7 protein-coding genes are annotated in these 5,932 nt (G+C 74.5%); all 7 read left to right on the top strand.

What is annotated here, in order from left to right:
• Positions 1-477, top strand: a 477-nt coding sequence (locus QM638_RS04765; RefSeq protein ID WP_415140796.1) for an ADP-dependent NAD(P)H-hydrate dehydratase, incomplete at its 5' end; no start/stop codon positions are given.
• A complete protein-coding gene (gene alr, locus QM638_RS04770; RefSeq protein ID WP_415140797.1) occupies positions 474-1,622 on the top strand; it encodes an alanine racemase in 1,149 nt (382 codons plus the stop codon). The genes QM638_RS04765 and alr, both read left to right, overlap by 4 nt.
• A 76-nt stretch (positions 1,623-1,698) precedes the next feature.
• The gene (locus tag QM638_RS04775) at positions 1,699-2,886 is read left to right on the top strand and encodes an alpha/beta fold hydrolase (RefSeq protein ID WP_415140798.1); all 1,188 of its coding nucleotides are present in this window, start codon (positions 1,699-1,701) and stop codon (positions 2,884-2,886) included.
• Entirely contained in the window at positions 2,879-3,856 is a 978-nt protein-coding gene (gene tsaE, locus QM638_RS04780; RefSeq protein ID WP_415140799.1) for a tRNA (adenosine(37)-N6)-threonylcarbamoyltransferase complex ATPase subunit type 1 TsaE, read from the top strand. The genes QM638_RS04775 and tsaE overlap by 8 nt, the downstream gene beginning before the upstream one ends.
• A complete protein-coding gene (tsaB, locus tag QM638_RS04785) occupies positions 3,856-4,491 on the top strand; it encodes a tRNA (adenosine(37)-N6)-threonylcarbamoyltransferase complex dimerization subunit type 1 TsaB (protein WP_415140800.1) in 636 nt (211 codons plus the stop codon). The genes tsaE and tsaB overlap by 1 nt, the downstream gene beginning before the upstream one ends.
• A 55-nt stretch (positions 4,492-4,546) precedes the next feature.
• Positions 4,547-5,038 carry a GNAT family N-acetyltransferase gene (locus tag QM638_RS04790; RefSeq protein ID WP_415140801.1) on the top strand — a complete coding sequence of 164 codons (492 nt, stop codon included), beginning with the start codon at positions 4,547-4,549 and terminating at the stop codon, positions 5,036-5,038.
• Positions 5,039-5,411: 373 nt separating this feature from the next.
• Positions 5,412-5,885, top strand: a complete 474-nt coding sequence (locus tag QM638_RS04795; protein ID WP_415140802.1) for a neocarzinostatin apoprotein domain-containing protein — start codon at positions 5,412-5,414, stop codon at positions 5,883-5,885.
• Positions 5,886-5,932 lie beyond the last annotated feature (47 nt).

A 5,932-nucleotide genomic window follows, 5' to 3' on the forward strand; every position in this document is an offset into this window, starting at 1 on the left:
ATCGACGCCGACGCGCTGGGCCGGCTGTCGGCCTCGCCGCCGCCCGGGGACGCGGTGCTGACCCCGCACGCCGGCGAGCTCGCCGCGATGCTCGGGGCGGACCGGGCCGAGGTCGAGGCGCAGCCGCGGCGGTTCGCGGTGCGGGCGGCGGACGAGTACGGATGCGTCGTACTGCTCAAGGGACGACGTACCGTGATCGCGACCGCGGACGGGCGCATCCGGGTCAACCCGACCGGTACCCCGTGGCTGGCCACCGCCGGAGCCGGCGACGTGCTCGCCGGACTCATCGGCGCGCTGCTCGCGGCCGGGCTGGCGCCGTACGACGCCGCCTCGGTCGGGGCCTGGCTGCATGGCGCGGCCGCCACTCTGGCCGCCGTCGACCCCCGCGGGGGGCCGTTGGTGGCACACCAGGTCGCCGCGGCGATCCCGGCGGCGGTGCGGTCCCTGCCCGACGCGGATGGGAGAATGGAGGCATGACCCGCGCCGAGATCGTCGTCGACCTCGCGGCGATCCGGAACAACGTCCGTCGGCTGCGGACGCTGCTCGGGGTGCCGATGATGACGGTGGTCAAGGCCGACGGGTACGGGCACGGCCTGCTGCCGAGCGCGCGCGCCGCCCGGGCCGGCGGTGCGGAGTGGCTGGGTGTCGCCTCGCTCGCCGAGGCCCTCGCGCTGCGCGAGGGCGGCGACACCGGCCGGGTGCTGTGCTGGCTGCTGGTGCCCTCCGACGACGTGGTCCCGGCCGTCCGCGCCGGCATCGAGACGACCGCCTACACCGCGGCCGATCTCGCCCGCCTGGCCGACGCCGCCACGAGCACCGGGCTGCGGCCGCGGGTGCAGCTCAAGATCGACACCGGTCTCTCCCGCGGTGGTGCGACCGCCGCCCAGTGGCCGGGGCTGGTCGCCGAGGCGCGCCGGCTGGAGCGTGCCGGCCTGGTCAAGGTGACCGGGATCTGGTCGCATCTGAGCACCAGCGAGGTGCCCGAGGACCCGGCGAACGAGGCGCAGGAGCGTGCCTTCGCGGAGGCCTGCGCGGTCGCGGCCGAGGCCGGGCTGCATCCCGAGGTGCGGCACCTGGCCAACTCGGCCGGGTCGCTGCTACGGCCGAGCAGCAGGTTCGACCTGGTCCGGGTCGGCCTGGCGGCGTACGGGCTGGACCCGATGCCCGGCCTGGCCGAGTCCCCCTGGCCGAGCCTCGGCCTGCGACCGGCGATGACGGTGCGCGCTGAGCTGGCGCTGGTCAAGGAGATCGCGGCCGAGGAGTCGGTCTCCTACGGCCACACCTGGACCGCCGATCGACCGACCACCCTCGGCCTGGTGCCGGTGGGGTACGCCGACGGCATCCTGCGCGCCGCGGGCAACCGTGCCGAGGCCTGGGTCGCGGGGGCACGGCGGCCGGTGCGCGGCGCCGTCTGCATGGACCAGCTGGTGGTGGACCTCGGGGGAGACCTGCCCGGGCCCGGCGCCGAGGTGGTGCTGTGGGGGAGCGGCCTCGACGGACGGCCGACCGCCGAGGACTGGGCGCGGGCCGCCGGCACCATCTCCTACGAGGTGGTCACCCGGGTGGGTGGCCGGATGACGCGGCGGTACGTCGACAGCGACGCCGAACCGGACGCGGCATGAGCGAGCGTCAGCGAGCGACCGATGATCTCAGGTCGCCGCGTCCGTATCGTTGCTTCTCCTCGACGGGGGCGGCGGGATGAGCGTGGCCGGGCGGATCACCGGGATCGCCGTCGGTGCCGTCGCCGCGGCGGCGCTCGGCGGCGCCGCGGTGGCCACGGCGACGGTGAACCGACGGCGCCGGGAGATCGAGCATCGCGAGCCGGAGGTCTCCGAGGACCGGGCCGACGTCGCGGCGGCGGGGACGCCGCTCGGCTCGCTGCGCGCGCCGACCCGCACGATCTTCACCACCGACGGGGTGCCGCTGCACGTCGAGGTCGATGAGGTGGATGACGTCGCTGAGGTCGGCCCGGCCCGCGGTGTCGACGGCGGCGGTGGCACCGCGGCGATCCTCGGGACGGCGGCCGAGGTGCCGGTCACGCTGGTCTTCGCCCACGGCTACGCCCTGACCCTCGACTGCTGGCACTTCCAACGCGCCGCCTACCGGGGCCTGGTGCGCTCGGTCTACTACGACCAGCGCAGCCACGGACGCTCCGGTCGCTCCGACGCCGCGCACTCCACCATCGACCAGCTCGGCGAGGACCTGCTCAGTGTGCTCGACGCGGTGGTGCCGGACGGGCCGGTGGTGCTGGTGGGGCACTCGATGGGCGGGATGACGATCATCGCGCTGGCGGAGCGACATCCCGAGCTGTTCGCGCCGCTCGCCGACGGCGGCCGGATCGTCGGTGCGGCGCTGATCTCGACCACCGCCGGCGGGCTCGACGTCGGCCGGATCCTGCTCCCGCTCGCGCCCGCCCACCTCGGCGGCACGATCGCCACCGGCGCGGTGCGCACCCTCGGACGCGGGCATCGTGCCGTGGACGGCGTACGCCGCTTCGGCCACTCCATCGCCACCGTCGCCACCGACGCCTACGCGTTCGGCAAACAGGTGCCGGCGGAGTATGTCGAGTTCGTCGACGGCATGCTCTCGGCCACGCCGTTCCAGGTGGTCGCCGATTTCTTCCCCACCTTCGGCGCCCTGGACAAGTTCGACCGGATCGGCGCGCTCGCCCGGGTGCCGACCACCATCATCTGCGGCACCGCCGACCGGCTGACGAGCATCGGGCACGCCCGCAAGCTCGCCGCCAGCGTCCCGGGGTCGCGACTGGTGGAGTGCCCCGACGCCGGGCACATGGTGATCATGGAGTGCCACGCCCAGGTCAACGCCGCTCTCGACCATCTCCTCGCCGCCGTCACCGACGCCGACCCGGGCGGTGGCGATGGGTGAGCCGAGCATCGAGCGGGTGGGCGTCGAGGCGACCGCCGACCTGCTCGGCATCGTCCGGGCCGCGTTCGCCGCGCGGCCGCCGCTGGACCCCCCCGCGGACGCGTTGGCCGAGACCGAGCAGAGCCTGGCCGCCCTTCTCGCCTACGGCGGCCTGGTGGCGAGGATCGACGGCCGCCCGGTCGGCGGGGTGGTCCTCGACCCGATCGAGGACACCCTGTGGCTGCGCCGCTTCGCGGTCCTGCCCGAGGCGCAGAACCACGGCATCGCCCACCGGCTGGTGGCCGCCGCGGTCGAGCTCGCCGAGGCCGAGGGTCTCACCGACCTGGCGGTCATCGCCCGCGAGGAGCTGCCCCGCACGGTCCGGTTCTGGCGGCGTCAGGGCTTCTGGGAGATCGACCACCGGCCCCCGGTGGTGCGACTGCACCGGCCGCTGCGCACCATCGTGGTCAACGTCGCGGAGGCGGGCGCGATGCGTGAGCTGGGTCGCCGGCTCGCCACCCAGCTGCGGGCCGGCGACGTGGTGGTGCTCACCGGTGAGCTCGGTGCCGGCAAGACCACCTTCGCCCAGGGCCTGGGCGAAGGTCTCGGGGTGCGTGGGCCGGTCACCTCGCCCACCTTCGTGATCGCCCGGGTGCATCCCAGCCTGGCCTCGGCCGGACCGGCGCTGGTGCACGTGGACGCCTACCGGCTGGGCGGCGTCGCCGAGCTCGACGACCTCGACCTGGACACCGACATCGACCGGGCCGTCACGGTGATCGAGTGGGGTGAGGGCCTGGCCGAGGGACTCGCCGAGTCGCGGCTGGAGGTGCGGATCGTGCGCGCCGAGGGTGCCGAGCCGGCCCTGCACGGCGAGGCGGAGGCCGCGGTGGGTGCGCAGGTCGTCGAGGATCGGGCCGACCCGCGGCTGGTCGAGATCACCCCGGTGGGACCGCGCTGGCTCCCGCTCGTGCCCGACCTGGAGGAGGCCTGATGCTGCTCGCCTTCGATACCGCCACCGCCCAGATCGGCGTCGCCGTACTGGATCCGGGCACCGGTCGGGTGCTCAGCGAGCTGGCCGACGACCGGCCGATGAAACACGGCGAACGCCTCGCTCCGCTGATCCGGGAGGCACTCGCCGCCGCCGGGGTGGATCGAGGCGACCTGACCGGGATCGCCGTCGGGGCCGGACCCGGTCCCTTCACCGGGCTTCGCGTCGGGCTCGTCACCGCCCGCACGCTCGGTCACGTGCTCGGGATCGAGGTGCACGCGGTCTGCACCCTCGACGTCATCGCCGGCGAGGCCGCGCAGTTGCTCGGCCTCTCGTTCACCGTGGCCACCGATGCGCGCCGCAAGGAGGTCTACCTGGCGACGTACGACGCGGACGGCCGCCGGCTGGGCGGACCGGAGGTACGGCGGCCGGCCGACATCGCGGCCGAGACCGCCGCCGCGCCGACCGCGGGCGTCGGCGCCGTCCTCTATCCGGAGACCTTCAGCCACCCGGTCGGGCCGAACCGACCCTCCGCGGCCTGGCTGGGCCGGCTGGTCTGTGCCGGCCGGGTCGACCTGCTCGATCCGGAGCCGCTCTACCTGCGTCGTCCGGATGCGGTCGAGCGGGTGCCGCGCTGACCGGCGGGGCTTCGTCAACGCTTCAACGTCGCGGTGTCAGGGAGGGCGGTGTCAGGTGGCCGATCGAGAGCCGGGCGGGCGGTTCGGCACCCCGCACGCACCGCTCGCCGTCAGGCCGGCGGAGCCGGCGGACGTGGCGTCGGTGGCGGCGCTCGAGCTGGAGGCGTTCCCCGAGGACGCCTGGCGGGTCGACTATCTCGACGAGGCGGTCGCGGGCCGGCTTCCCACGGTGCGGTTGCTGGTGGCCGTCACGCCGGCCGGCACCGTGGTCGGACACGCGATCCTGAGCGTGGTCTACGAGGTCGCCGAGCTGCAGCGGATCGCGACCGCGGCCCGGTATCGCCGGCGCGGGGTGGGCGGCGTACTGCTCGCCGCCGTGCTCGCGACCGCGACCGCCGAGGGCGCCGAGCGCCTGCTGCTGGAGGTGCGTGAGGGCAACACCCCCGCCACGGCGCTGTACGCCGCGGGCGGCTTCACTGAGATCGACCGGCGGCCCCGCTACTACGCCGACGGTACGACGGCCGTGGTGCTGCAGCGCGACCTCTGATCCCGGGGCCGGCCCCGGGATCAGAGGCCTGGCCGCTGGGTCGCCGAGTCAGGTCGGGGTCGCGAGTCGGGGTCGCGAGTCGGCGCTTGTTGTACGCCGTGGTCCGTGCCCGGTGTCTCAACCCGAGATCTTGACGCTCCGCTCAGCCGTGCCCTAGGTTTGTCTCGGCTACTAAGGGAAGCCTAACCTTAGATATTCCCTGGTCGGCCGAGGCGGCGGTGCGCGGCGAGCCCTGGGGCTCGAGGTCGCACGAGCCGGGGTGGCTCCCTGACAAGAACTCACCCCGGACGGTCCGTCGCGACAACGGCCGGCGCGACCGCGCCGGCCGAACCTCACGGACGGCGTCACGCCGTCTGGCCGAAAGGTAGGAGCTATGAGTTCCAGCACCACCAGAAGATTCCGCCCGCTCGCCCTGCTGGCCGCCCCGCTCGCCGCCATGGCCCTGGTCGGGATCACCGCGACCAGCGCCTCCGCGGCGGGCAGTGCCAGCGTCTCGCCGTCCACCGGGCTGAGCACCGACGACACCGTCGCGGTGACCGCCACCGGCCTGGACGCCAGCACCAGCTACTACGTGTTCAACTGCGACCTGGACGAGTTCGCCGACGGAACGGTGCTGTGCGACTGGGACGCCGGTTACTACACGACCGCCACCAGTGACAGCAGCGGCGACCTCACCGCCTCCATCCCGGTGGCGCAGGAGTTCGACGGCCGGCACTACCCGGGCGCATCGGCCACCTCGATCACCTGCCTGGGCGACACCGGGTCGCAGTGCGGGATCGTGGTCTACCCGGTCACTCACTCGGGCAGCTCGGTGAACTACGCCAGCGCCTCCATCACGTTCGACTGAGCCCGTCGGTGGGTAGGGGGGGCGCGGGCCCCCCCCCCCCCCCCCGG

Source organism: Nocardioides sp. (assembly GCF_047606145.1).
GTDB lineage: Bacteria > Actinomycetota > Actinomycetes > Propionibacteriales > Nocardioidaceae > Nocardioides.